The following is a 24,383-nucleotide window of genomic DNA, read 5'->3' as shown; positions in this document are numbered from 1 at the left end:
TAAAACTTTCTAAAAGGAGCGCATTATGAGGGTTTTCCATGTTCCGTTTCTCCATATGAATATGGGAGAAGCCAATATACTATAAAGAACGAAACCATTCCGGTAAAGCAATCTGCGAAGGAGCTTACATGTTTTCTCAGGCAGAAAATCTTTGGCAAAAGCTACGCTTTTGGTCGTCCATAAGGACAAATGGCTGGAAGCTTGCTTACATAGGCATTTGTCCCTGGACGAGAGATAAGATTTTCGTCTATCATGGTGTAGAATAAGAGAAAACATGTATCAGATTTGGAAGCTCCGTAGCCTGATTGCTGATCGGAATGATTTCGTTCTCACTCACTATCCCATAGTCAAAGAAACCCCTATTTAACGGATTATACATATTTATAAAAAACAAAGGAGCTGTGCTCCAGAAGTGAAATCATTTCGCTTCATTTTGCAACAACTCCTTTAAAATTTTTGGATTTATTTACGAACTAATAAAGATTTACCTGTCATTTCTTTTGGCTGTTCCATTCCCATCATTTCAATTAAAGTAGGAACAATATCTGCCAGACAACCACCTTCTCTTAAAGTATAGTTTTCATCGTAATTTACTAAGATAAAAGGTACTGGATTCGTTGTATGTGCAGTAAATGGAGCACCAGTCTCGTAATCTACCAACTGCTCTGCATTACCATGGTCTGCACAGATAAACATCTGTCCATCTACCTCTTTGATTGCTTCTACGGCATCTCCAACACATTTATCCACTGCTTCTACAGCCTTGATTGCAGCTTCTGGGATTCCAGTATGTCCAACCATATCACTATTTGCAAAGTTAATGATAATAACATCATACTCATTTGATCTAATTGCTTTTACTAACTGCTTTCCAACCTCTGGAGCACTCATCTCTGGCTGAAGATCATAAGTTGCAACTGCTGGAGATTTTACCAAAATTCTGTCTTCTCCTTCGTTTGGTTCTTCAATACCACCATTGAAGAAGAAAGTAACATGTGCATATTTTTCTGTTTCTGCCAGTCTTAACTGCTTTAATCCATGTGCTGCCAGATATTCACCAAATGTGTTATTGATTTCCACCTTGTGGAATGCTACCAATTTATTCGGAATCGTCACATCATATTCTGTAAAGCATACGTATGTGGTTGGGAAATATCCATTTGGACGTTCAAATCCTTCAAACTTATCATCACAAATAGAACGTGTAATCTCTCTTGCACGGTCTGGTCTGAAGTTATAGAAGATTACAGAATCATTTTCTTTTAAAGTTGCTACTGGAGCACCATCTTCCATAATAACAGTTGGTACTACGAATTCATCTGTAACGTCTTCTTTATAAGAATCAGCAATTGCCTGAACAGCATCTTCTGCTGTATTTCCTTCACCCATAACGATGGCACGATAAGCCTTTTCCACACGTTCCCAACGATTGTCTCGATCCATTGCGTAATAACGTCCGGAAACACTTGCAATCTTACCAATACCTAACTCATCCATCTTAGCTACTAATTCTTCTGCATAGCCTTTTCCAGATGTTGGTGCAGTATCACGTCCATCTAAGAATAAATGAACATATACTTTCTTTAATCCCTGGCGTTTTGCAAGCTCTAATACCCCATATAAATGTGTATTATGGCTGTGTACTCCACCATCGGATAACAGACCAAAGCAATGAAGTGCAGAATCGTGTGCTTTACAGTTTTCCACTGCCTTTAACATCGCTTCATTTTCAAAGAATGTTCCATCCTGAATTTCTTTTGTAATTCTTGTTAATTCCTGATATACAATACGTCCAGCACCCATGTTCAGATGTCCAACTTCAGAGTTTCCCATCTGTCCATCTGGAAGTCCTACTGCCATTCCGCTTGCATTTCCTTTTACGAATACGCCTTCACTCATCAGTTTATCCATCACTGGTGTATTAGCCATTGCCACAGCATTGGCTTCTTTCTTTTCATTTAATCCATAACCATCTAATATCATCAGAACTGTTGGTTTTTTACCCATCTTTTACTCTCCTTTGCATCTATAAACTCTTAGACACTATCCCTGTGCCATCATGCTACTCACATATGTCATAATTATAACGTACTTTCAGGAGAAATTCAACTCAAACTGTACAGGTTACTCAGAAATGAGAATTTTTTAACAATCCATCTGGTCCGATTTTACTGGCAAAAAAAATGTAAATGTACTTCCCTTATCTTTTTGACTTTCTACATCAATGGTTCCTTCATGAATCTGCACAATCCATTTTACCATCGAAAGTCCAAGTCCTGTTCCATTGGTACTGTTTTTTCTGCTTTTGTCTTCCCGATAAAATCTCTTCCATATTTTTGATAGATTTTCCTCGGAAATTCCAATTCCATTATCCTCCACACTTCCTTCCAGATAATTTCCTTTTCTCCTGATTTTAACCTTGATATAACCACCTTTCTTTCCATAAAAGATTGCATTTTCAATCAGATTCATCAGCATGCGCATCAATAAAGTCTCTTCTCCATAGACCAGGAGACCCTCTTCAATCTCTCTCTGAATGGAAATCTCATTTCTCTGCGCAGTTTCCGCCAACGTATCCACAACCATCTCTGCCATAAAACTAAAATCAAATTCTTCCATATGGAAATGCTCACTTCCCCGTTCACATCTGGAAATCGTAAGCAGCTGAGAAATCAGATTTGTCATCCGATCCGCCTGATTCTTGATAATTTCAATCTCTTCTCTTTCATCTGAAGTTCGACACTCTCCGATCAAATATTCGCACTGAGAACGAATCACTGAAAGCGGCGTACGAAGTTCGTGGGACACATCAGAAGAAAACTGCTTTTCTGCTTCAAAAGATTCCTCCAATCGATCAAACATCTCATTAAAGGAAATGGATAGCCGATACATCTCATCCTGAATCTGAGGTATGGTAAGCCGTTTGGATAAATCCTCTCCCCTTGAAATTTCTCCAGCCTCTGAACAGATAATCTCTACTGGCTTTAATGCTTTGGAAAGCATAATATATCCAATACATCCAATAAATGCTGTAAGTCCCATGAACAAACATACTGTAGCTATCATGATCTGCCCTGCCACCAATTCAACTCCAGAGATTGTAGATACTCCTCGTATCCACAGTGTTTTTCCTTCTCCATAATCATAGGCTCTGTCGTATACAAGCCATCTGGTTCCATCTCCCTGTACCCGCTGAAAAGTATCATCTTTCAACGTCGTATCCATTGGAAAATGACTGGGGATACTTCCTACAAGTGGAACTCCTCTTTCTGAATAAACAGAGATCACCACTCCATTATTATAAAATTCCATGTCATCTGGTATATAATACGCATCCTCTGCAAAGGTAATCTGTCCATAAAATGCAGACAGATTTTGGCTAAGTTCTTCTTTTGCTACATTGGTCTCCAGATTATGAATGAAAACCAGCATTCCGACCAGTACGATCGATAAAATAAGCGCCAGAATCATCGTATACCATAGCGTAATCTTACGCTTTATAGATCGTTCCTTCATACATTATCCTCTTATGACGTATCCCACTCCACGAACCGTCTGAATCAGTTTTTTTTCATTTTCATGGTCGATTTTCTTTCTTAAATATCGTATATAAACATCAACTACATTGGAGCCTCCTTCAAAATCATATCCCCATACCCGTTCCTGGATCTGTTCTCGTGAAAGTACGATATTTTTATTCTGCATCAGATATTCCAGCAGCATATACTCCTTACTGGACAGTTCGATTCTTTCTCCATTTCTCATCACATCCTTTGTATGCAGATTCATCTGCAGATCATCCACGGTCAACACCTCGGAAACAAATACAGGCTTCCTCCTCATAACAGCACGAAGCCTTGCCAACAATTCCTCAAACGAAAACGGCTTTACCAGATAATCATCAGCTCCATAATCCAAGCCTTTTACCCGATCCTCTATACTATCTCTTGCTGTCAACATCAATACCGGCGTATGATTTCCCTTCCGACGCATCTCTTTTAAAATATCCAGGCCATCTTTCCCTGGAAGCATGCCATCTAAAATAATACCATCATATTCTGTCATATCTATATAATCTTCTGCTTCTAATCCATCCTGACAGTCATCAACGGTATATTTTTCTTTGATCAATCTCTTTTTTATAATCTGTCTTAGATCACTCTCATCCTCTACTAATAAAATTCTCATTCCTGATCCTCCCTCGTTATTTTAATACGATTCTCATTTTTATGTAATATACTTACCATAGCACAAAATATTGTGAAAAAACAATAGATGGGAGGAATAATTATGACGGCAAGAACATTATTTTATATTCTTTTGCTTATATTATTGTGCTGCTCTGCTTCCAGCTGTTCCCTCCGAAGACAACAACCAGCAAAGCGCACGCAATCCATTGATATGTCCAATGAAGAAAGTTCTACCTCTCTCTCTACCAGCGGTGGTTGGGAGAAGGATTGATCCGAAGATAACTAATTTATCACATTATTTTTTTAAGTAGATATATAATTCTGATTAATAAAATTCATTTTTATCTTTGACTGATACTTCATATTTCTTCTTTATTTTTAATAAAAAGTATAAGGAAGCTTGCTCTCATTTACAAAATCTACAATGTACAATATATTTCAAATATCATTGGGCAGGATGCACATAAAATGTGTTGTACTTTTGGGAAAGAATTTTTATTCCGTTTTGCGCACCAGTGTACATCGCCGGAGGATTTTTATTACATAAGAAATTCGAAGAATTTCTTATGTAATAAAAAAATCCCACAGGCAATATACCTATGGGACTCTTCGTTTACTAAAATTATTTGTTATAGTTTACGATTGCTCCAAAATCTGGTTTTAAAGAAGCACCACCAACTAATCCACCATCGATATCTGCCTGAGCAAATAATTCTGGAGCACTTGCTGCTGATACAGATCCGCCGTACTGAATGCGGATTGCTTCTGCTGTTGCTTCATCATAAACTTCAGCGATACATGCACGAATAGCTACACATACTTCCTGAGCCTGTTCTGTTGTAGCTACTACACCAGTTCCGATTGCCCAGATTGGTTCGTAAGCGATTACAACTTCTTTAGCCTGATCTGCAGTTACTCCCTGAAGAGCAATTTTAATCTGCTGGCGAACAAAATCAATCGTAACACCCTGTTCTCTCTGTGTTAATGTTTCTCCACAGCAGATAATAGGAACGATACCATGTTCGATTGCTTTTAATACTTTCTTATTTACAGTTTCATCTGTTTCTGCAAAGTATTCTCTTCTTTCAGAATGTCCGATGATCACATATTTTACACCTGCATCTACTAACATAGCTGGAGCAATTTCTCCTGTATAAGCTCCACTTTCTTCATAGTACATATTTTCTGCACCGATTGCAATGTTAGATCCTTTTGCAGCTTCTACTGCTACTGTAATATCGATTGCTGGTACACAAAATACAACATCTACATCATCATTTGCTACTAATGGTTTTAAAGTATTAATTAATTCAACTGCTTCACTTGGAGTTTTGTTCATTTTCCAGTTTCCAGCAACAATTTTTCTACGCATAATAAAATTCTCCTAACTGTTCTTATACTCAATACTAAATTCAAACTTCACCTTCGGTTTGTTTTCATTAAGGCTCGGGATGGGCTTTCTCACTAAACTCTTTCTGTGCCTTTCAGGCTTGCCAATCGTTAAGTGTTCAATGCCTATTTATCATTAGCTGCAGCTACACCAGGAAGTTCTTTTCCTTCTAAGAATTCCAGAGAAGCTCCACCACCTGTAGAGATGTGAGTCATCTTATCACCAAATCCTAACTGGTTAACTGCTGCTGCAGAATCTCCACCACCGATGATTGTTGTAGCATCAATATCTGCTAAAGCTTTTGCTACTGCTACTGTACCAGCTGCAAAGTTAGGCATTTCGAAACATCCCATAGGTCCGTTCCATACAACTGTCTTAGCATCTTTTACAGCATCTGCAAATAATTTCTGAGTTTCAGGTCCGATATCTAATCCCTGCCATCCAGCTTCGATTCCACCACGTCCTACAACTTTGCGGTTTGCATCATTAGAGAAAGCATCAGCAATTACAGTATCTACAGGAATTAAAAGGTTCACACCTTTGTCTTTTGCTTTTTCCATCATTTCTTTTGCATAATCTAAATAATCTGCTTCCAGAAGAGAATCACCAACTTCTTCTCCAAGAGCTTTCATGAAAGTATATGCCATACCTCCACCGATGATCAATGTATCAACTTTATCTAATAAGTTATTGATAACAGAAATTTTAGAAGAAACTTTTGCTCCACCTAAGATTGCAACCATAGGTCTTTCTGGATTGTTTACTGCATTTCCTAAGAAATCGATTTCTTTCTGCATTAAGTAACCTACAACTGCTGTATCAACAAATTTTGTAACACCAACGTTAGAACAGTGTGCTCTATGAGCAGTACCAAATGCATCATTTACAAAAATATCTGCTAAGCTTGCTAATTCTTTGCTGAATGCTTCACCGTTCTTTGTTTCTTCAATTCTGTAACGTGTGTTTTCAAGAAGAACAACGTCTCCATCTTTCATTGCTGCAACAGCTGCTTTTGCGTTTGGTCCAACAACTTCTGGATCTGCAGCAAATGTTACTTCCTGTCCTAATAATTCGCTTAAACGAACAGCAACAGGTGCTAAAGATAATTCTGGTTTTGGTTCTCCTTTTGGTTTTCCTAAATGAGAGCAAAGAATCAACTGTCCACCATCTGCAATCAATTTCTTTAATGTTGGAAGAGCAGCTACCAGACGGTTTTCATCTGTAATCTTTCCATCCTGTAAAGGTACGTTAAAGTCACAACGAACTAAGACTTTTTTGCCCTTTACATTAATATCATCTACTGATTTTTTATTTAACATATTTTATTCCTCCTAATAGAACCTCAATATTATAAGTGAAAAAGAATCTCGCTTTGCGAGATTCTCCGCCTGAGGCGGGCTGCAACAGCAGCATCTTCTTCTCCGTCGAAGTGCGATTCCCGCGGAGCGTTTTTGTTACATAAGAAATTCAGGGAATTTCTTATGTAATAAAAAAGGGTCCGGCCCAAAAAGACCGGACCCCTACTGGATCAATTTAAAATACTTCAAATTAAGCTAATTCAGCAAAGTATTTGATTGTTCTTACCATCTGGCTTGTGTAAGAGTTTTCGTTATCATACCAAGAAACAACCTGAACTTCTGTTGTACCATTGTCTAATGGGCAAACCATTGTCTGAGTTGCATCAAATAAAGAACCATATCTCATACCAACGATATCGCTAGATACGATTTCGTCTGTGTTGTATCCGAAAGATTCTGTAGAAGCTGCTTTCATAGCTGCGTTGATTTCATCAACAGTAACTGTTCCTTCTACAACTGCTGTTAAGATTGTTGTAGATCCTGTAGGAGTTGGAACACGCTGTGCAGCACCGATTAATTTACCATTTAATTCTGGAATAACTAATCCGATAGCTTTTGCAGCACCTGTGCTGTTTGGTACGATATTGATTGCTGCAGCACGAGATCTTCTTAAATCACCTTTTCTCTGTGGTCCATCAAGAGTCATCTGATCACCTGTGTAAGCGTGGATTGTACACATGATACCAGATTTGATTGGAGCTAAGTCATTAAGAGCTTTAGCCATAGGTGCTAAACAGTTTGTTGTACAAGAAGCTGCAGAAATAACTGTATCTTCTGGTTTTAATTCTGTATGGTTTACATTGTAAACGATAGTTGGAAGGTCATTTCCTGCTGGTGCGGAAATAACAACTTTCTTAGCGCCTGCTTTAACGTGAGCAGAAGCTTTTTCTTTAGATGTGTAGAAACCTGTACATTCTAATACTACATCTACTCCGATTTCTCCCCAAGGAAGTTCTTCAGCGTTAGCTTTTGCATAGATTTTGATTTCTTTTCCGTCTACAGTAATAGAATCTTCACCAGCTACAACTGTTGCTGCTTTGTCATATGTTCCCTGAGAAGAGTCATATTTTAATAAGTGAGCTAACATTTTAGGAGATGTTAAGTCGTTGATCGCAACTACATCGTATCCTTCAGCTCCAAACATTTGTCTAAATGCAAGACGTCCAATACGTCCAAATCCATTGATTGCTACTTTTACTGCCATCTTATAATTCCTCCTAAGTCTTTTAAAAGATTACCTTGACATTGTTATGTCAAACTTTATTATTATTTTAACCAATTCTAGTAAAAAATTCAAGTCCCTTTTAAAAATATTAGCATGTATACAATATACATTTAGTTCTTTCTTTTGTGAAAATGTTTTAGTTTTATTTATGAAGGGTCTGTTCATTTTTCACACATTTTGCTATATTTTCTGCATGATCAGAGATTTTCTCCAGGCAATTGATGATATCCAGGAAAATAACACCGCTCTCTACCTTGCAGGATTCCTTCGATAATCGATTGATATGTTTTTCACGAATTTTTGCTTCAATTTTGTCAACTTCCTCCTCAACTTCCATTACCTGGTCCGCCAATTCCATACTGTCACTGGCAATAGAATTAATGGATAATTCAAATGCTTTCCCCACTTTCTCACTCATTAGACGCAGATCCTCTTTTGCCCCATCTGAAAAAATGCCGCCAATTCCTGCATTTCTTTCAATAAAGTCTGCAATATTTTTAACATAGTCTCCAATTCGTTCGATATCATTAATGACAAAATGCAGATTATTTACCATCAGTCGCTGCTGCTCTGAAATAGCAAGTGTGCTTACTTGTACGAAATATTGTGCCAACATGGTTTCCATATCATTGATATAATTTTCCGTTTTTTCTACACGTTCCAGCCGGCTTTTGCTAGGCTTGTCCTTTAACATTTCTGTATGGATCCGGCTATAATTCTTCATGGTTACCTCTCCCATGTGAACAATTTCTTCAATTCCACTATTGACCGCAAAGGTCGGTGTCTCCATGATACGAGTATCCAGATGTCTCATTGTTAATTCTTCTTCGTCTAATTCTTCTTCCGCATCTTCAGTATCTTTTACAATCTTTCCAGACAGTTTTACCAAAAGGTTCGCAAATGGGAATAAAATAATCGTATTAGTCACATTAAAGATCGTATGGAAAATAGAAATCTGTGTACTGCTGATCTGCGACACTGCCCACACCTGGTTGATCGTAAAGAACACAACCATAATAATACCGAATAAAATTGCCCCCATGACATTAAACAACAGGTGGATCACAGCAGCTCTTTTTGCCGTTTTATTAGCACCAATACTGGATAATAATGCTGTCACACAAGTACCAATGTTCTGTCCCAAGGTAATAAAAACTGCTGAACGCCAATTTACGATTCCATTCATGGCCAATGTCTGCAGGATTCCTACAGATGCAGATGAACTTTGAATAATAGCTGTTACTACCGCTCCTGTTAAAATTCCAAGAATCGGATTCCCCCCTAAAACTGCAAATGCTTTTGAAAAAATCGGACTTTCCCTATAAATACTAATAGAATCGGACATAAAGCTAAGTCCAATGAATAAAATACCAAATCCAATAGCAATTTCACTAAACTGGTGATACTTTTCCTTTTTCGCGAACATTAAGACAAACGCACCAATTCCCAATATTAGCGGAGCGATAAATTCAGGTTTTAGAAATGCACTCCATTCGCTTGCAGATACCAGCCAGGCTGTAATCGTCGTTCCGATATTGGCACCCATGATCACTCCAGCTGCCTGTGTCAGATTAATGATCTGAGCATTGACAAATCCAACGACCATAACTGTGGTCGCAGAAGAACTCTGGATAATCGCAGTCACCAAAGCCCCCACTAAAACTCCAAGAAGTCTGTTATTCGTTAAATAGCCTAATAGTTGCTTCATTTTATTACCAGCAGACTTCTGCAATCCCTCCGCCATGATATTCATACCATATAAGAACATCCCGAGTCCGCCGATAAATCCAAATAAATTTCCAATGTGTTGCATTGTTTCACTCTTCCTTTCAAATATTTTCCCAATCTCTCTTAAATTTTATCATGCGTCTCTTTTTCTTATGTTAATTCTATGTAAAGTTTGTGTTTACTTCCCATAAAGTCAAAAGCAAATTTATCTTCTCTCCATAAATTTACTTTACGAAAAGGGGATTTAACTTATATAATAAAGCAAAGGGATATAGGAAGTATTGACATTTCTTATCTCATTATACAGCATTTCAGGAGGACAACTTATGATACGATCTGATTGTCATTTACACTCTTCATTTTCCAGTGATTCTGATACACCAATGGAGCATATGGTGCTACGCGGAATAGAACTCGGGCTTACATCGGTGTGTATGACAGAACATTTAGACTATGATTACCCTCCCAACGAAGAGGGACTGGACTTTTTATTGGATTTTGATTCCTACTATAAAGAGTATCTGCGATTGAAAGACAAATACCAAGACAAAATAGAACTTTTTTTTGGCATAGAGCTGGGTCTTATGCCACATTTAGATGCCAGATATCAGAAAGTAACCGATTCCTATGATTTTGACTTTGTCATCGGCTCCTCTCACTTAGTTGATGGAATGGACCCATACGAACCAGAATACTTTCAAAAATACGACTCCAGACAGGGGGTCCGAAGATATTTCGAATCCATTTATGAAAATATCACCAGCTGCAGACATGTGGATTATCAAGTATATGGTCATCTGGACTATGTCATCCGCTACGCTCCAGACAAAAACACCTTTTTCCACTTTGCCGATTATCAGGATATTCTGGATGAAATCTTAATAGCATTGATCAAATCTGAAAAAGGAATTGAAGTAAATACCGCTGGATTAAAATATGGACTGGGACAACCCAATCCACATATAGATATCTTAAAACGTTACCGGGAATTAGGCGGTTCGATTCTGACCATCGGATCTGATGGCCATAAGCCTGAACATATGGCCTATGACTTTCATAAACTTCCGGCGATCTTAAAAGAAGCTGGCTTTGACCACTACACGCTTTTTCGCAAGCGTAAACCGTATGAAATTCCAATTTTATTGTGATATAGTGCAAAAAATGCGGGTTTCTTTGACTATGGGATAATATGTGAGAACGAAATCATTCCGGTCAGCAATCAGGCTACGGAGCTTCCAAATCTGATACATGTTTTCTCTTGTTCCACACCAAGACAGACGAAAATCTTATCTCTCGTCCAGGGACAAATGGCTATGTAAGCAAGCTTCCATCCATTTGTCCTTATGGACGACCAAAAGCAACGCTTTTGCCAAAGATTTTCTACCTGAGAAAACATGTAAGCTCCTTCGCAGATTGCTTTACCGGAATGGTTTCGTTCTTTGTAGTGTATTGATTTCTCCCATATTCGTGTGGAGAAACGGAACATGGAAAAGAAGAAAACTTCTCCGAAAGCGACATATGCGGAATGTTAGAACAACCTGTTGGCTGGATTCTATCACCAGAACTGCTTCAGGCATCGAAGATGACTGTTTTCCATAGGACAGTTGGTAGGGAAGTTTACTTACCTTTCCAACTGTTATGGAAAAAAGGAATGCAGTTCGTCTTGTGCCATGCCAAGCCCGACTAGCGGAGCGGATTAGGGTTTGGCGCGGGGTAAATCCAGACAGCTTTGGTTGTTCTTACGTTCTGGCATCCTAGGCGCAGGAGGAGAAATTTTCTTCTTCATTTAGTCCACAAAACCCGTATTTATGGGAAAGAAAAACTGAGAGATAAAAAATATGTCAAAATCTGCTTACATATAATCCAAAAGATTTTTCACTTCCTCAATTTCTCTTTGCAATTCCTGGTCTTTTTCCACCAAAAGAAGTTCTTTATTGTAATAAAAATATTTTTCACATCCAAATCTGCCAATATACTTGGCTGTATAATAATTAGAAGTCAACTCTGTTACAAACCATACCAGCTCCTGTCCTTCTCCAAACGCTTCTTCCAGGAATAAGAATGCATATTCCAGCTGCTTTCCTGCCCCTTCTAACAGCTGCTTACGAAGCTCTGCTTGCTGGGCAAATGCTTCTTTGACTCCCTCGAATCCTTTTTCCTCCATAATCGGAAGATAGGCTTCTAACTGAGCTGCCAGTCTATGCTGCTGCTTTTCCTGCTCTGCATCCAGCATCTCCTTCTCCCGCATCTGCTCTAGCTTTACATTTATTCTGTTCAATACGACTGCAATGTCATTTTCCGCCTGCACTTCCTTCAGTTTTCCAAATAACTCTGTGGTAAATGCATCCTGAGCAAGTGCTTCTTTAATTCCAGCTGCCAGTTTGGTGATCAGCAAACTAATCATGCTGATTTTCTCATCAAATCCGGCTTTTGACAAAGACTGTACAGATGATTTGACAATTTTCCCTTTCAATACTTCTTCAATCTGATACTGATCCTTGTATTTATAATATAAATCCAGATAATTAGCAAAATCTTTGGCAATTCTCTTGTGCTGTACGTACTGGATTACTACTTCTTCCGTAACCTGATACCCAAGTTCTTCGTATAAATACATCATCTGGGATAAATCTTCCCAGCCACGGGCTGTAACAAATTCCTTTCCGTCTACAGTTGTCTCAATACAATAAAAATCTTCTTTTTTTATATCCAGATAAGAAAGAATTGACGGATGAATACTTCGTTCATATGCATATTCCTTCCAGATTCCATAATCCTCCTCAACATCAATTTTCTTCACACGATCCAACGTTACAATATCAAAATCACGTACGGATTTATTATATTCTGGTGGATTTCCTGCTGCTACAATGATCCAGCCTTCTGGTACCTTATGGTTCCCGAACGTTTTACATTGAAGAAATTGAAGCATGGTAGGTGCCAATGTCTCTGATACACAGTTGATTTCATCGATAAATAAGATTCCCTCCTGACATCCAGTATTCTCCATCTTATCATAAACAGATGCAATAATCTCACTCATGGTATATTCTGTAATAGAGTACTCTTTTCCTCCATATTCTTTTTTTTCAATAAATGGCAAACCAATGGCACTTTGTCTTGTATGATGTGTAATCGTATAGGATACCAGCCCGATTTCACACTCTTTTGCAATCTGTTCCATAATGGCTGTTTTCCCAATTCCCGGAGGTCCCATAAGTAATACTGGTCTTTGCCGTACTGCTGCCATTTTATAAATTCCATACTCATCTTTTTGTATATATGCCTGTATCGTATGCTTTAACTCTTCTTTTGCTTGTTTGATATTCATAGTTTTCCTCCAATTGAATGTTCGTCTAAGATAAGTTTCATGGCCCATGATGGAACCTTTACATCCTCATATTCATCCTGGATAAATACAAATGCTGTTTGATAATCTGGACAAACCGCCGGAAATGTTCCTTTTCCGTCAGTAAAATACAAAAGTCCTTTCAAATCCTGAATCTTTTTTTCATTCTTCAGCTGCTCTACATGTGCAAATACCGGCCGAAAATCCGTACCACCATATCCCTTTATCTCAAAATTCTCCATATATCTTTTCAAATCCTCACTTTTTGTAATCAAAGTATCATCTCGAATCTGATCGTCACACTGCAGGATATGGATCACTGTCTTTGAAAAATACTGATCCGACTCTGCCAGAATCGTATAGGTTTCTTCCAGAAACTTCTCGATCAAATCACCAGAACAGGACATGGACGTGTCGATAGCAATCACAAAGTCGCGTATCTTTTTAGATTCTTTCCACTCCTGCGGCTCAATAAATGGCATATTCCCATACATCGTCAAGCCATAAATATAATAATTGTAATCAAAACTATCCAGATCCACAACCGCTTCCTCTCTTAATACGGAAAATTTTCTTAGAAAATCAGAATAACGATAGCGTTTTCGATTTTCCACCTTCATGGTTTCCACCATATGCTCACCATCATTGCCTCCTTCATCTGAAAATTGTTCCATAGACATCTGCATCTTTTTGCTCATATTTTCCCATTTTTTTTGCCTTTGTGACAATGGCGGCTGATTTGGCTGATTTTGTTCTTCTCTCCAGAATGAATGATCATCTACTTCGAATTCTCCTAAAAGCTGATTAAACTCTTTCTCCGTCATTGGTGTAGCCAATAATATCTGATACACCCTTTCAGCAGTCAGAACATTCCTTTGTGTCTTCATCGCCTGATAAATTCGTGTTCTTTGACTGCTTACAGGAAGATGGATTGCTTCATTCTTCCACTGATCTAAAATATATTCCACGACGATGTCACATGCCAGATTCCAGTAATCGATGAGCCTGCCGTCTCTATGAAATAGATGACCAAACAAACAGTGCACGATCATGTGAACATATCCCCTCTGAATCAAAATCCGATCCTTTTCATAGGTCTGTATCACATACTTTGGATGATAAAAAATCTTATCTCCATCTGTTCCAAAAAATGAGGTTGTTTCATTTCGTGCAAATGTGAATGCATATAAAGCCTGATCCAAATGTCGCATATGAAGATGAAGTCCCATTCTAGATGACTGCCAGATTTCCATACAAATTTTATTTAATTTCTGCTGAAATGTCATTTCCATGTCTTTCTCCTAAAACTCAAATTCCTGTAATATAACTGGAAAATACTGATTCTGATATTCCATTAAAAAGGCCATACTTTCAATCTTCTTTTCTTTTCCAGCCAGTTCCAGATATTCCTCCATATCTTCTTTTCGAAAAAGCCCACAATCTGCTGCAAGTCGGAGTCCTTTCTGATCATTGCTTTCAATCTTTTGCTTTACATAGGATACCGCATGTTCTTTTAAATATGCAAGATAACGTTCTTTTGCCTTCTCCTCCAGCTGATAAGGATACTCCAGTCGATCTGTGATCAGTTCAAATAACGTGGGCTCTTGTTCCTCTCTCTTAGCTACGGAAAATAAAAAATCATACTCTCCAAAATCAATTTTTTCCTTGCTGACACATCTTTGATAGGCATCTCCAGATCCATATACTACCTCATGAAAAACTCTGGAATTAATATCTATTTCATAATCATAGCTGTAAGATGGAACCAGCAGCCGTGCCTGTCCATCCGAATATTGGATATGAAACACAATTTCATGACTAAGATCTGCAACAATGTTTTTCATACATCCTGTTTCGTGATTATCCGCTGTCACTTCTACATATCGAAGACTATCGCAATTTTTAAATGCTCCATCCTCGATTTCATGTAAATTGCCGGAGATTCTGATATTTTTTAAATTTCTACAATCGTAAAATGCATGCTTTCCGATTTTTTTCACACTGTTTGGTATGAGAACCTGCTCCAGCTCCTTTAAGCCCCGATATTCATAATTTTTAATTTCTGTCGTTCCCTCTGGTATTTCTAATATTCTCATAACACAAGTCCCCCTTATTCAAATCTGCTTAAAGTGAGAAAAACGCGCAATGCGCGTTTTTCTTTGTTTTCGATCAACTTTAGAACAAACTTCCAAAGCTGTTATAAATAGAATTTTGAAGCTGGGTTACAAATGACTGTGCTACAAAAATCAGTAAAATCATTGTAATAAGACCATTGATGACCATAGTCAGAAAAACGATCCATCCACAATTGTTTCTTTTGATTTCCTTAATTCCCGTAATACTAGCTGTATACATAATTAATGCAAGATAAGATGTCAGCATAAGGAATATCAGTCCAATAAATGGATTTAAAAAAGTCAATACAATAGAAACTACTAAACCAACAATCATTCCTGTACTATAGGCAGATGCAGCTGGAAATGCTGCTTTAAAGGATATCTTTGCCTTTCCAAGACCATTTAACATTCCCATAGAAATTACTACAAACAGGAACTTGATAATAATATAGAAAATGAGTAATTTAAAGAAAATCTCAAAATATGGTACATTTACATACTGCGCATAGCTTCTTCCCATAGAATATCCACCTGATATGCTGTTTGCAATGGAAGAAACCCCATTGTAAGTCATACGGATCATACTGCTTATGACTGCACAAACACTGAATGCCATCAACGCGCATTCTATCAAAGCAAGCAACATTCCATTCATAAAATATTTTTCATTTACCACCTGTTCCATAGCAGTAACTGGTGCCTTTAACACAGCAACAAACATCTCCCAGATATTCATTGTTTTTTTGACAACTCGTTTTCTTACTACCTTCTTTACCACCTTTTTTTCTTTCGGTGCCTCTGTCTCTTCAGTCACATATATCTTCTTTTCTTCTTCTGGTTCGACCTTTCCCTGTAACGTACATGAACAAGGCTGACCATCCACTAATGGTTTTCCACATTTTGTACAAAATTTAGCCATAATCGTTTCTCCTCTGTTTTCATTTTAATATCCAAATGATGCTATCTTCCACTCTCCATCGTCATATCCCATCACAAGACTTTGATAAATACTTTTATCTCCGCTATATGGATAAATGGATCCTGAAAAAGCACTGCGGTATTGATAATTAATTTTTACCGTTCCATAAACAATCACGCGAAGCCCCGCTTCTTCTGCATTGGTATTGGCTTCAGCACTGTTTACACTTACGGAATAGCTGCGCATGCTATAACCATTTTCATTATAGTATTTATAACTTTCTACAATTTCATCATATGCTTTTTTCGCTTCTTCGCTGTTGGAAAAGTACTTTTTCACAGCAGTTACACCCTTCTTACTATAAGCCGCATCATAAATATCTTTGACATAGTTCTTTGCAGTAGAAAGAGCCTTTTTGGCAGCTGCCTCTGTATATTTTACAGCAGGTACATAATACATATCATCTCCGCTTACAGAAACCGTCTGTTCCGTTTTTTCAATAAAATCATTCTTATCCTGAAGACTTAATGTATGCTCTCCCGTCAAAACAACTGGAATCTTATATGCCTGTATCTTATCTGTGCCATAAGTCGTCAGATAATCCTTTTTGATTTCTACTCCATCCAACTTCATAGTAATCCCTGGAATATATTTTATGTATAAATTATCCTGGAAAATATTACCTCCATCCAGTGACCATTTCTGAAAAAATAAAAATCGGTTGGATCCTTCCCTTTTTACTGTAAAATATTCCTGCTCACCAGTACTTCCACCAGTTGTCGAATAGGTCATGACCATACTCTGGCTGACTCCATTGTTTATGCTGCTTGGCTGAATGGAATAATTGAGAACTGTTCCACTGCTCTGCTCTTTTTTCTGCATAAATGAGATAAACTGATCCTTACTTACAAATCCGTAATCTCCAATATCATATAACTCGTAGATCGTTGCCCAGTCTCCTTCCTGTCTTGCCTGAGCATACTTTTTCATAATCTTATTCGGATTGCTATAAGCAGAACCCACAATGACAAAGACTACTACCAGACATAACAGAACAATACTTTCTACCAAAATAATACCAAGCTTTTTCTTTTCAGATTTACTATACTGCTTCTTAACTGCTGGTTTTCTCTTTGGTTTTTCCTCCACAATTCCTTCTTCGATTTCTTCTATCTCATCAGATTCCTCTGCGATTTTGTCCTCTAATTCTGTCTCTTCAAGTTCTTTCTCCTCTTTCAAATCTTCTAAAGAAGCACCACATTCACCACAGAATCTTGCATCGTCATCAATCTTACTTCCACAATATGGACAATACATGAATTCTCCTCCTTTCTACCTTCCTTCTAATGCTACGATGGTTTCAATATTTTTCTTTTCATATTTATTGAAAACAGATTCATCAAAATTGGAAGACTTTGTTGTTCCTTTGTACCAGGATTTTCCTTCAAAATATTCCTTCATCTCTTTGTTTTTCTCAAAAATATAGCCATGTCTTGCATAAATCTCATTTCTTGCAATGGCCAGCTGGTTTTTCGTCAAAGCAGACAATTCTGATTTCGTATAATATCTTGTATCACTTTCTGAAAGTACATAATCTGCATCCTTATCAAAAGTAACCTTGCCAGAAGCAGTTTCTTCTTTCGTTTCATCTGTCACCTTTTCATCGTTCTTTGCTTCTCCAGAAGCCGTTTCACTTTCATTATCTGTAACCTTACCAGAAGTCTGTTCCTTGGAACCCTCTTCTGTCTTTTGGGTTGTTTCCACATTAGTCGTTCCTGCTATCTGCTCAGAATTCTTCTTTTCTTTTAAAATTCCGACTGCAAATAATAAAATCATGAACACAATGGCAACTGCCAGACCAATGATAATCTTATCCAGTGTTTTTTCTTTCATTCTTCCATTCCTTTCTCAAAATATGTATCGACTCCATCTGCAATTCCTTCTGCCAGACGCTCCTGATAGCTTTCTTGATTCAGCTTTTCATCCTCTTCCGGGTTCGACATAAATCCCATCTCTACAATCGTGACCGGAATCTCACACCAATTGATTCCCGACATATCAGAAGTACGGATAATCGAAAGCTTTTTGGCGCCTGTATTCCTGCACAGCTGCTCTAAAACCAGTTCTGATAGCAGACTGCTCTTCTCAATCATCTCACTATCACAATATGGGTTTTCTGAATCCGGACATAATGTTAACGCACCATTTACCAAACTATTTTCCGCGCTATTACAATGAATTCTCAAAAAAATATCTGCATTGGCTTCATTGGCAATCTGAGCCCGTTCCCGATTACTTAAATCTACATCATTCTTCTCTCTGATCATCAACACTTCATAGCCTCTCTGCTGAAAAATCTTTTTCAGCTTTTGGGAAACCTGAAGATTCACCTTATATTCTGGTACTCCAGTTTCCACACCTTCCGTTCCAGAAGAAACCTTGATCTTCTTTTCAGATGCGCCTGGGCCAATCGGTTCTAATTGACTATTTTGCTGTTCCTGATGACCAGCATCGATGGCAATCAGTTTTTTTTCTTCTTGTTTCATCTCTGTTGTTGTCGCAGAATTTGTCGTCATCCCCTTCTCCTTTTCCTCTATCTGACCTTTATCCTTTCCACCTTCTTTTAGAAACGAACATCCAGTAAAAAAGATAATCACACAGGTCATCCACAATAGAAGCCATCTGATTTTCTTCATTTTTGTCTCCTTTTCTAAAACTTTAGCAACATTTTATCACAATTTAATATTAAAACAAAGAACTTTCATGAAAAGTTTTATTTGTTCACAATTTTATACAAGAAATCCGGCAAAATTTATTGCATTTTTTACATGGTATGTTAAAATATTAACCAAGTAGGAATTTATCAAGATCTATTATGTGGGAGGAAATTATGTTATCAAATGACGCTACTATTTTTCAGGTAAAGCACGAACTTATGAGAACTGTTGCCAAGTACGCCTTTGAAGGAGTTTATGAGGAAAAAAGGGACAAGATTCCATATGAATTATCTCCTGGTCCAAATGCGAACTTCCGCTGCTGTGTATACCGTGAACGTGAAGTATTAAGAGAACGTATTGTTTTAGCTGAAGGTGGAACACTTCATGAGGGTGATTACAATATGATCCAGGTTATTCCAGCTGCCTGTCATGGATGTCCAATTTCCAGATTCAGTGTAACCGACAACTGTCAGAAATGTATGCAGAAGGCATGTCAGAATGCCTGCAAATTCAATGCAATCACTATGGGTGCAAGAAAAGCCATCATTGACCCTAATATCTGTAAAGAATGTGGACAGTGTGCAAAAGCTTGTCCTTACAATGCAATTGCTGATCTGGTTCGTCCATGTAAGAAAGCTTGCCCAGTAGACGCAATTCAGATGGAAGAAGTATCCGGTATTGTTAAGATTGACAAAGATAAATGTATTCAGTGTGGTGCCTGCATTCACAGCTGCCCATTTGGTGCAATCGGATCAAGAGCTGGTATCGTAAAAGTTATCAATGCTATCCGTTCCGGAAAACGTGTTGTTGCAATGGTTGCTCCAGCTGCAGAAGGTCAGTTCGGAAAAGGTGTTACTATGACAAGCTGGAGAACTGCTTTAAAGAAAATCGGTTTTGACGATATGGTTGAGGTTGCTTTAGGTGGTGACTTAACTGCTCAGGCAGAGGCAGAAGAATGGGCAGAAGCTTACAAAGAAGGAAAGAAGATGACGACTTCTTGCTGTCCAGCTTTTGTTAATATGATCCATAAGCACTATCCAACTCTGGTAGACAATATTTCAACTTCTGTATCACCAATGTGTGCTGTTTCCAGAATGTTAAAGGCAGATGATCCGGATGTTGTTACTGTATTCATCGGGCCTTGTGTTGCTAAGAAGAGCGAAATGCAGGATCAGAAGATTGAAGGCAATGTTGATTTCGTTATGTTATTTAGTGAAATTCTTCCAATGTTAGAAGCCCAGGGTGTAACATTAGAACCAGAAGAATATGATCATCAGCAGGCATCTATCTTTGGAAAACACTTTGCCCACAGCCACGGTGTTACCGATGCTGTTGTTCAGTCTCTAAAAGAAACCGGCGAAAGCACTGATGTAAAAGTTGAAGTCTGCAACGGAGCTTTAGAATGTAAGAAAGCACTTCTTATGATGAAAGCTGGTAAATTCAAAGGAGATTTCATTGAAGGCATGGCTTGTCCTGGAGGATGTATTGCAGGACCTGGTGCAAGAAAGACAATCCCTCAGTTCAAAAAAGACCGTCAGGATTGCTTAAGCAAGACCGAAGATATCGGAATCGCTGACAGCATCAAAAAACATGTTGGCGAAGAATTAAACTTCTCTATGCACAGACACTAAACATTTTAGTAATACAGACTCTTTCGTTTTGTGGAGTCTGCAGGAGACTCTACAGGAATGCTCCTGTACTTGCAACTCCACCAAAAAACAAACAAAACATATACACAAAGCAGAATGAAGGGCCCTAAAGCCCTTCATTTTGTTTAGACATACTTTTTTCACAATTATATGTTATTATAATACTCGTAGCATTGCTAAAGCTATAAAACTTTTTCATTATTTTCTCTCAGGCCGACTATATGTCGGCCATTTTCCTTTGTATCCAAATCAACACTCTGCGGAAGAATTTTATCATATTGGAATTTTCTTTCACATATATTAATATAAACGCACTCATTTATGGAGCTGTTGGTATGACAATCTATATTGTAAAATCTGGAGACTCTGTTGATTCTATTGCAAAACAATACGGTATTTCCGCACATTCTATTATCTATAACAATCAAATCCCCTATCCCTATCGTCTCGCCATCGGCCAGGCCCTACTTTTATCTACACAAGATGAAACAGATTCTCTGCCAAAACAACATATTTATTCTGGTGGTTATGCCTATCCTTTTATCAGCCGATGGGTTCTTACTGAAACGCTCCCCTATTTATCTTATTTGTATGTTTTCTCTTATGGATTTACCGAAGAAGGCCACCTGATTCCTCCCACCCTGGATGATACCTGGATTCTTTCTCTTGCAGCTTCTTATGAAACCTCACCTGTCCTTACTTTGACCCCTTTTGGCCCAGATGGACAATTTAGCAATTATCTCATTCACAAAGTGATCCATAGTCCTTCCTCAATGTCATCTTTAAGAGAAGATATTATTTCGCAAATGACCCAACGCGGATTTCGTGGACTAGACATTGATTTTGAATATATTCTTCCAGAAGATAAAGAAGCCTTTGTGTCCTTTGTTGCTTATATGAAAGACGGAATCTCTTCCCTTGGCTATCCTGTCTCTGTGGCTCTTGCTCCAAAAACCTCAGATGACCAAAAAGGTCTTCTTTATGAAGGAAAGGATTATAAACGGTTAGGCGAAATTGCTGATTACGTCCTACTTATGACTTATGAATGGGGATATACCTATGGTCCTGCCATGGCCGTAGCTCCCATCAACAAGGTTCGAGAAGTAGTAAATTATGCCCTGACTGTAATTCCTCCAGAAAAAATTCATCTCGGAATTCCTAACTATGGATACGACTGGACACTTCCCTTTGTCAGAGGCGAATCCAGAGCCATTACCCTTGGAAATATAGAGGCCGTTCAATTGGCCATCGAAAAAGGTTCCTCTATTGAATTCGACCCTATTTCCCAAGCACCTTATTATCATTACACCGAAGCTGGCAAGCTCCATGAAGTGTGGTTTGAAGATGTCCGAAGTCTGGATGCAAAATTCAATCTGATCAAAGAATTTTCTTTGCGTGGATGCAGCTACTGGAATATCATGCAGCTCTTTCGCGCAAACTGGTTACTACTAGAGAATCGATTCCTCATTTAATGTAATCCGCTATGGATGCATCATTGACTCTTTGTCTGACAAAATCATTAACCCATTCCTATGTAAGAAATGCTATTAATGTTTCATACATAATATACTTTCATCGACACATACTATTTTTGAAAGGAAGGTATGTACAATGAAATCAAAAGATATCAAAAACGATTACGATGATGATAATATTCCCGATGTGGACTTACCTCAAGGCGAAAATGTTGTAAAGCCAGTGGAACCACTTCCAGAGTCTACTCGGCCACGAAAGGATGGTCCAGGAGGAGATGATGGGGAATAACCCCCATCATCTCTCCATATGACCTTCTTTTTTCTTCTCTCTATTTTTGCTCACTTATCACACTACTTATCTCTTGTCATATAGTAAAAGAAAAAGGAATTTTTTAAATGTATAATCAAAATTGCTCCCAAGATCAGAAACATGTTCATGAATTAACAGGAAGTACAAGAATTTTTAATGAATGTGATGATTGTCATAATCATAGATTCTGTACAGTAACAGGTGAAGCTATTTATCGCAAAGATAAACACGATCATTACCATGAAGTAAAATTCCATACTGATTTTTCCGATGAGCATTTTCATGAATTCTGTGGAAAAACTTCCGGTGCTATTGATGTAGGAAATGGAAAACACGTACACTTTATTAAAGACTTTACAGAAGTGGAAGATAACCATAAGCACGAATTTCAGGCAGCTACCCTTATTGACAGTCCTATTGACTTTAAGTACAGATAATTTTAGAGATACACTTATAGAGACTGATTTTTTCAGTGCTATTTTACACAAAAATACCACCGGTCATTACTAACTGGTGGTATTATTTTTTATTCTTCCATTTCTCTGATCATTTGCTTTATGTATATATAAATATTGATACAAATAAATCCTAGGAAATGGCTTATTTCCTAGGATTCTTAACAGGGGCAGTAGGATTTGAACCCACGACCTGCGGTTTTGGAGACCGTTATTCTACCAGCTGAACTATACCCCTATATAATAACAAAATTATATATTTCATCTTGCAATACTTGTATTAAGGATGTACCCTAAAAACTACATACAGATATCTTCTTAACCTTCCATCTCTTCCTGTACGTTCAAACATCTCTACAGCCATTCTCTGGTTAAGACCTCGACCGATTAGTGACAGTCAGCTCCATGCATTGCTGCACTTCCACCCCTGCCCTATCTACCTCGTCGTCTTCAAGGGGTCTTACTTCCGAAGAATGGGAGATCTCATCTTGAGGGGGGCTTCACGCTTAGATGCCTTCAGCGTTTATCCCTTCCAGACTTGGCTACTCTGCTATGCCGTTGGCACGACAACAGATACACCAGCGGTCCGTCCATCCCGGTCCTCTCGTACTAAGGACAGCTCCTCTCAGATCTCCTGCGCCCACGCCGGATAGGGACCGAACTGTCTCACGACGTTCTGAACCCAGCTCGCGTACCGCTTTAATGGGCGAACAGCCCAACCCTTGGAACCTGCTACAGCTCCAGGATGCGATGAGCCGACATCGAGGTGCCAAACCACTCCGTCGATGTGAACTCTTGGGAGTGATAAGCCTGTTATCCCCAGGGTAGCTTTTATCCGTTGAGCGATGGCAATCCCACTTTATACCACCGGATCACTAAGTCCTACTTTCGTACCTGCTCCACCCGTCGGTGTCACAGTCAAGCTCCCTTCTGCCTTTGCACTCTGCGAATGGTTTCCGACCATTCTGAGGGAACCTTTGAGCGCCTCCGATACCCTTTCGGAGGCGACCGCCCCAGTCAAACTCCCCACCTGACATTGTCCCCCAGCCGGATCACGGCTGCTGGTTAGAAATCCAATACTGCAAGGGTGGTATCCCAACAGCGACTCCTCATGGACTGGCGTCCATGATTCCACGTCTCCCACCTATCCTGTACATGCAGTACCGAATCCCAGTATCAAGCTAGAGTAAAGCTCCATGGGGTCTTTCCGTCCTGGCGCGGGTAACCAGCATCTTCACTGGTATTTCAATTTCACCGGGTGTGTTGTTGAGACAGTGCCCAAATCATTACGCCTTTCGTGCGGGTCGGAACTTACCCGACAAGGAATTTCGCTACCTTAGGACCGTTATAGTTACGGCCGCCGTTTACTGGGGCTTAAGTTCAGACCTTCGATTGCTCTAAGCCCTCCCCTTAACCTTCCAGCACCGGGCAGGCGTCAGCCCATATACTTCACCTTGCGGTTTTGCATAGACCTGTGTTTTTGCTAAACAGTTGCTTGGGC

At 38.6% G+C, this 24,383-nt stretch carries 21 protein-coding genes, 1 tRNA gene and 1 rRNA gene (1 of these 23 cut by a window edge); 7 read left to right on the top strand and 16 right to left on the bottom strand.

Annotated features, from left to right (window positions below):
- Window positions 1-462 precede the first annotated feature (462 nt).
- From gpmI to rppA, 3 genes are all read right to left on the bottom strand, one after another.
- Window positions 463-2,007 (bottom strand): 2,3-bisphosphoglycerate-independent phosphoglycerate mutase, encoded by a 1,545-nt coding sequence (gene gpmI / locus BHF69_RS02765; RefSeq protein WP_075669551.1) that lies wholly within the window; start codon window positions 2,005-2,007, stop codon window positions 463-465.
- Between the two features lie 138 nt (window positions 2,008-2,145).
- Window positions 2,146-3,516 (bottom strand): HAMP domain-containing sensor histidine kinase, encoded by a 1,371-nt coding sequence (locus tag BHF69_RS02760; protein WP_075669550.1) that lies wholly within the window; start codon window positions 3,514-3,516, stop codon window positions 2,146-2,148.
- Between the two features lie 3 nt (window positions 3,517-3,519).
- On the bottom strand, window positions 3,520-4,188 hold the full coding sequence (gene rppA / locus BHF69_RS02755; protein WP_075669549.1) for a two-component system response regulator RppA: 669 nt from the start codon (window positions 4,186-4,188) through the stop codon (window positions 3,520-3,522).
- A 102-nt stretch (window positions 4,189-4,290) separates the two neighbouring features.
- On the opposite strand from rppA, the gene BHF69_RS14120 reads away from it, so the two are divergent.
- On the top strand, window positions 4,291-4,461 hold the full coding sequence (locus tag BHF69_RS14120; protein WP_158022542.1) for a hypothetical protein: 171 nt from the start codon (window positions 4,291-4,293) through the stop codon (window positions 4,459-4,461).
- A 351-nt stretch (window positions 4,462-4,812) separates the two neighbouring features.
- Here the strand turns inward: BHF69_RS14120 and tpiA are convergent, their stop codons facing one another.
- The 4 genes from tpiA to BHF69_RS02735 form a co-directional block, all read right to left on the bottom strand.
- Window positions 4,813-5,565 (bottom strand): triose-phosphate isomerase, encoded by a 753-nt coding sequence (tpiA, locus tag BHF69_RS02750; RefSeq protein ID WP_075669548.1) that lies wholly within the window; start codon window positions 5,563-5,565, stop codon window positions 4,813-4,815.
- A gap of 140 nt (window positions 5,566-5,705) precedes the next feature.
- A complete protein-coding gene (locus tag BHF69_RS02745; protein ID WP_075669547.1) occupies window positions 5,706-6,899 on the bottom strand; it encodes a phosphoglycerate kinase in 1,194 nt (397 codons plus the stop codon).
- A gap of 229 nt (window positions 6,900-7,128) precedes the next feature.
- Window positions 7,129-8,142 carry a type I glyceraldehyde-3-phosphate dehydrogenase gene (gene gap, locus BHF69_RS02740; RefSeq protein ID WP_075669546.1) on the bottom strand — a complete coding sequence of 338 codons (1,014 nt, stop codon included), beginning with the start codon at window positions 8,140-8,142 and terminating at the stop codon, window positions 7,129-7,131.
- A gap of 163 nt (window positions 8,143-8,305) precedes the next feature.
- Entirely contained in the window at window positions 8,306-9,976 is a 1,671-nt protein-coding gene (locus BHF69_RS02735; protein ID WP_075669545.1) for a Na/Pi cotransporter family protein, read from the bottom strand.
- A gap of 241 nt (window positions 9,977-10,217) precedes the next feature.
- On the opposite strand from BHF69_RS02735, the gene BHF69_RS02730 reads away from it, so the two are divergent.
- Together BHF69_RS02730 and BHF69_RS14115 are read left to right on the top strand one after the other, a co-directional pair.
- Window positions 10,218-11,039, top strand: coding sequence for a histidinol-phosphatase HisJ family protein (locus BHF69_RS02730; protein WP_075669544.1), 822 nt, complete (start codon window positions 10,218-10,220; stop codon window positions 11,037-11,039).
- Between the two features lie 377 nt (window positions 11,040-11,416).
- Entirely contained in the window at window positions 11,417-11,578 is a 162-nt protein-coding gene (locus tag BHF69_RS14115; RefSeq protein ID WP_158022526.1) for a hypothetical protein, read from the top strand.
- A 165-nt stretch (window positions 11,579-11,743) separates the two neighbouring features.
- Here BHF69_RS14115 and BHF69_RS02725 read toward each other — a convergent pair whose 3' ends face one another.
- The 7 genes from BHF69_RS02725 to BHF69_RS02695 form a co-directional block, all read right to left on the bottom strand.
- Window positions 11,744-13,222, bottom strand: coding sequence for an ATP-binding protein (locus BHF69_RS02725; RefSeq protein WP_075669543.1), 1,479 nt, complete (start codon window positions 13,220-13,222; stop codon window positions 11,744-11,746).
- On the bottom strand, window positions 13,219-14,532 hold the full coding sequence (locus BHF69_RS02720; RefSeq protein WP_075669542.1) for a vWA domain-containing protein: 1,314 nt from the start codon (window positions 14,530-14,532) through the stop codon (window positions 13,219-13,221). The genes BHF69_RS02725 and BHF69_RS02720 overlap by 4 nt, the downstream gene beginning before the upstream one ends.
- A gap of 9 nt (window positions 14,533-14,541) precedes the next feature.
- The gene (locus BHF69_RS02715) at window positions 14,542-15,336 is read right to left on the bottom strand and encodes a leucine-rich repeat domain-containing protein (protein WP_075669541.1); all 795 of its coding nucleotides are present in this window, start codon (window positions 15,334-15,336) and stop codon (window positions 14,542-14,544) included.
- Between the two features lie 79 nt (window positions 15,337-15,415).
- A complete protein-coding gene (locus BHF69_RS02710; RefSeq protein WP_075669540.1) occupies window positions 15,416-16,276 on the bottom strand; it encodes a hypothetical protein in 861 nt (286 codons plus the stop codon).
- Window positions 16,277-16,300: 24 nt separating this feature from the next.
- Entirely contained in the window at window positions 16,301-17,593 is a 1,293-nt protein-coding gene (locus tag BHF69_RS02705; protein ID WP_075669539.1) for a zinc-ribbon domain-containing protein, read from the bottom strand.
- Window positions 17,594-17,608: 15 nt separating this feature from the next.
- A complete protein-coding gene (locus BHF69_RS02700; protein WP_075669538.1) occupies window positions 17,609-18,169 on the bottom strand; it encodes a YARHG domain-containing protein in 561 nt (186 codons plus the stop codon).
- Complete coding sequence (locus BHF69_RS02695; protein ID WP_075669537.1) at window positions 18,166-18,972, bottom strand: N-acetylmuramoyl-L-alanine amidase family protein; 807 nt, start codon at window positions 18,970-18,972, stop codon at window positions 18,166-18,168. Before BHF69_RS02695 ends, BHF69_RS02700 begins: the two co-directional genes overlap by 4 nt.
- A 194-nt stretch (window positions 18,973-19,166) precedes the next feature.
- On the opposite strand from BHF69_RS02695, the gene BHF69_RS02690 reads away from it, so the two are divergent.
- From BHF69_RS02690 to BHF69_RS02680, 4 genes are all read left to right on the top strand, one after another.
- Window positions 19,167-20,624, top strand: a complete 1,458-nt coding sequence (locus BHF69_RS02690) for a 4Fe-4S dicluster domain-containing protein (protein WP_075669536.1) — start codon at window positions 19,167-19,169, stop codon at window positions 20,622-20,624.
- Between the two features lie 353 nt (window positions 20,625-20,977).
- Window positions 20,978-22,114 carry a glycosyl hydrolase family 18 protein gene (locus BHF69_RS02685; protein ID WP_075669535.1) on the top strand — a complete coding sequence of 379 codons (1,137 nt, stop codon included), beginning with the start codon at window positions 20,978-20,980 and terminating at the stop codon, window positions 22,112-22,114.
- A 139-nt stretch (window positions 22,115-22,253) separates the two neighbouring features.
- Entirely contained in the window at window positions 22,254-22,406 is a 153-nt protein-coding gene (locus BHF69_RS14110; RefSeq protein WP_158022541.1) for a hypothetical protein, read from the top strand.
- Window positions 22,407-22,513: 107 nt separating this feature from the next.
- Window positions 22,514-22,864: a YmaF family protein gene (locus BHF69_RS02680; RefSeq protein WP_075669534.1), complete on the top strand. Its 351-nt coding sequence runs from the start codon at window positions 22,514-22,516 to the stop codon at window positions 22,862-22,864.
- Window positions 22,865-23,047: 183 nt separating this feature from the next.
- Here the strand turns inward: BHF69_RS02680 and BHF69_RS02675 are convergent.
- Window positions 23,048-23,120 (bottom strand) — tRNA-Trp (locus BHF69_RS02675).
- A gap of 129 nt (window positions 23,121-23,249) precedes the next feature.
- Window positions 23,250-24,383: ribosomal RNA gene (locus tag BHF69_RS02670) — 23S ribosomal RNA — on the bottom strand (it continues 1,752 nt past the right edge of the window).

Origin of the sequence: Anaerostipes sp. 992a (genome assembly GCF_001940245.1) — a bacterium.
In the GTDB taxonomy this organism is placed as follows: Bacteria; Bacillota; Clostridia; order Lachnospirales; family Lachnospiraceae; genus Fimousia.
Note: the sequence above shows the minus strand (reverse complement) of the source record. Positions and strands in the feature narration are given on the sequence as shown.

Coding starts and splice junctions, on each gene's coding strand:
- gpmI (WP_075669551.1), bottom strand. CDS start 2,007: ATGGGTAAAAAACCAACAGTTCTGATGATATTAGATGGTTATGGATTA.
- BHF69_RS02760 (WP_075669550.1), bottom strand. CDS start 3,516: ATGAAGGAACGATCTATAAAGCGTAAGATTACGCTATGGTATACGATG.
- rppA (WP_075669549.1), bottom strand. CDS start 4,188: ATGAGAATTTTATTAGTAGAGGATGAGAGTGATCTAAGACAGATTATA.
- BHF69_RS14120 (WP_158022542.1), top strand. CDS start 4,291: ATGACGGCAAGAACATTATTTTATATTCTTTTGCTTATATTATTGTGC.
- BHF69_RS02745 (WP_075669547.1), bottom strand. CDS start 6,899: ATGTTAAATAAAAAATCAGTAGATGATATTAATGTAAAGGGCAAAAAA.
- gap (WP_075669546.1), bottom strand. CDS start 8,142: ATGGCAGTAAAAGTAGCAATCAATGGATTTGGACGTATTGGACGTCTT.
- BHF69_RS02735 (WP_075669545.1), bottom strand. CDS start 9,976: ATGCAACACATTGGAAATTTATTTGGATTTATCGGCGGACTCGGGATG.
- BHF69_RS02730 (WP_075669544.1), top strand. CDS start 10,218: ATGATACGATCTGATTGTCATTTACACTCTTCATTTTCCAGTGATTCT.
- BHF69_RS14115 (WP_158022526.1), top strand. CDS start 11,417: ATGTTAGAACAACCTGTTGGCTGGATTCTATCACCAGAACTGCTTCAG.
- BHF69_RS02725 (WP_075669543.1), bottom strand. CDS start 13,222: ATGAATATCAAACAAGCAAAAGAAGAGTTAAAGCATACGATACAGGCA.
- BHF69_RS02720 (WP_075669542.1), bottom strand. CDS start 14,532: ATGGAAATGACATTTCAGCAGAAATTAAATAAAATTTGTATGGAAATC.
- BHF69_RS02715 (WP_075669541.1), bottom strand. CDS start 15,336: ATGAGAATATTAGAAATACCAGAGGGAACGACAGAAATTAAAAATTAT.
- BHF69_RS02710 (WP_075669540.1), bottom strand. CDS start 16,276: ATGGCTAAATTTTGTACAAAATGTGGAAAACCATTAGTGGATGGTCAG.
- BHF69_RS02705 (WP_075669539.1), bottom strand. CDS start 17,593: ATGTATTGTCCATATTGTGGAAGTAAGATTGATGACGATGCAAGATTC.
- BHF69_RS02700 (WP_075669538.1), bottom strand. CDS start 18,169: ATGAAAGAAAAAACACTGGATAAGATTATCATTGGTCTGGCAGTTGCC.
- BHF69_RS02695 (WP_075669537.1), bottom strand. CDS start 18,972: ATGAAGAAAATCAGATGGCTTCTATTGTGGATGACCTGTGTGATTATC.
- BHF69_RS02690 (WP_075669536.1), top strand. CDS start 19,167: ATGTTATCAAATGACGCTACTATTTTTCAGGTAAAGCACGAACTTATG.
- BHF69_RS02685 (WP_075669535.1), top strand. CDS start 20,978: ATGACAATCTATATTGTAAAATCTGGAGACTCTGTTGATTCTATTGCA.
- BHF69_RS14110 (WP_158022541.1), top strand. CDS start 22,254: ATGAAATCAAAAGATATCAAAAACGATTACGATGATGATAATATTCCC.
- BHF69_RS02680 (WP_075669534.1), top strand. CDS start 22,514: ATGTATAATCAAAATTGCTCCCAAGATCAGAAACATGTTCATGAATTA.